Raw genomic sequence first — 1421 nt, 5'->3', positions numbered from 1 at the left:
GGACGTCGAGGACATCCATTGCGCCGGCTGATTGCCGCTGACCTGCTGCACGATCCAGTCGCGGGTGACTTCGTCGGCGAACGGCGTGCCGTCGCTCCAGCGCAGCGCCTCGATACCGGGCAGGCGTTCGAGGAACATGCCCAGGTCGCGCTTGACGATGTCCGCCCAGGCTTCATGGGGCACGCCCAGCCGTCCCAGGGCCTGGCACAGGTACCATTGCAGGTCCAGCCAGAAGTGGTTCACCCCTTCGGCATACATGCGCTCGATCTGGTCCAGCAGTTCGGCCCAGCTCTGCTGCAGGTAGAGGCGCTTGAGCTGGGCCCGGTATTCGGTGCGCGGCGGCGCCAGGCGGGTGTTGCCGTTGGCCTCCTGCGGCGGCGACTGGTGCACCGTGTCCCAGCGCAGGCTGGTCAGCAGACGGTGCGCCGCCAGCCAGCCCTGGGGCTGGTCGCGCAGGTAGCCCGCCAGTGCCTTGCCGCTGTCCAGGAGGTCGCGCCCGGAATTGATCGCGGTCGGCGCCGGCGCGGCCGAATGCGGTGCCGGCTCGGCGCTCGCGGCGCTGTTCTGCGGAACCAGCGCATCCACCCCGCCGGACTGGGCGAGGCGCAGGCCCAGCGCCGCATGCAGCGCCCCCAGCGCGGGGCGTTCCGACTCCGGCCAGTGGCTGAACAACTGCTCCAGCCAGGCCAGCGCGGCGACGGTGCGCTGCGCCTCGGACTTTTCCACTTCCGGGTACAGCGACAGGCTGTCCAGGACCTTGCCGCTGGCCAGCCACTCAAGCGCCAGGCGCCGGCTGTGGGCGCGAGTCGGCAGCACCTCCCCGGTGAACCGCTGCAGCATCGCGGCCAGCAGCGCAAGGCCGTCGGCCAACCCCGCCTCGCCGTCGCGTTGCAAGCGTGCCCAGAGGTAATAAGTGACCACGCGAAGGTCCTTGCAGCGGTTGCTCAGCAGCTTCTCCGCCAGTTGGATGATGCCCTCGACATTGGCGCCGGAAAGCTTGTTGACCTCCTCGCGCATGTGCTGGAAATCGTCGTCGTAGGCGGGGTCCTCGCCGGTCGGCGCGACCTCGCTGATCGGCGCCAGCCAGGCCTCCCACTGGGAGGCCTGGGCCTGTGCGAATGCCACCGGGTCCTGCCCATCCAGGCAGGTTGAAATCAGTCCTTGCAAGCTCATTGGCGTGTCCTAAGGTCCTTCTCGTGCATCGTGTCCATCACGACCAGCGCACCCGCTATTCGAATGGCTCGGCCACGGCGTAGGGGTCGGCGCCCCCCGCTCCGGCTTCGAAGATGTTCGCCGGCAGCTTGAAGCTGCGCAGTTTCAGCAATGCCAGCGGCCCATCGCCCAGCTCCGTGCGCAGGCGCCAGGTCAGCGGCAGGTCGTCCGGCGCCGTCAGCACCAGCTCGAACAGGGTCTGGCTGTCG

2 protein-coding genes are annotated in these 1421 nt (G+C 69.0%); both read right to left on the bottom strand.

Annotated features, from left to right (window positions below; all coding sequences use genetic code 11):
- The coding region (tssA, locus tag P3W75_RS12130; RefSeq protein ID WP_276227591.1) for a type VI secretion system protein TssA at positions 1-1173 on the bottom strand (1173 nt) is incomplete at its 3' end.
- A gap of 55 nt (positions 1174-1228) precedes the next feature.
- A partial coding sequence (locus P3W75_RS12125) for a hypothetical protein (protein WP_276227590.1) occupies positions 1229-1421 on the bottom strand: 193 nt, incomplete at its 5' end.

The organism is Pseudomonas citronellolis (assembly GCF_029335315.1).
Lineage (GTDB): Bacteria > Pseudomonadota > Gammaproteobacteria > Pseudomonadales > Pseudomonadaceae > Pseudomonas > Pseudomonas citronellolis_A.
Note: the sequence above shows the minus strand (reverse complement) of the source record. Positions and strands in the feature narration are given on the sequence as shown.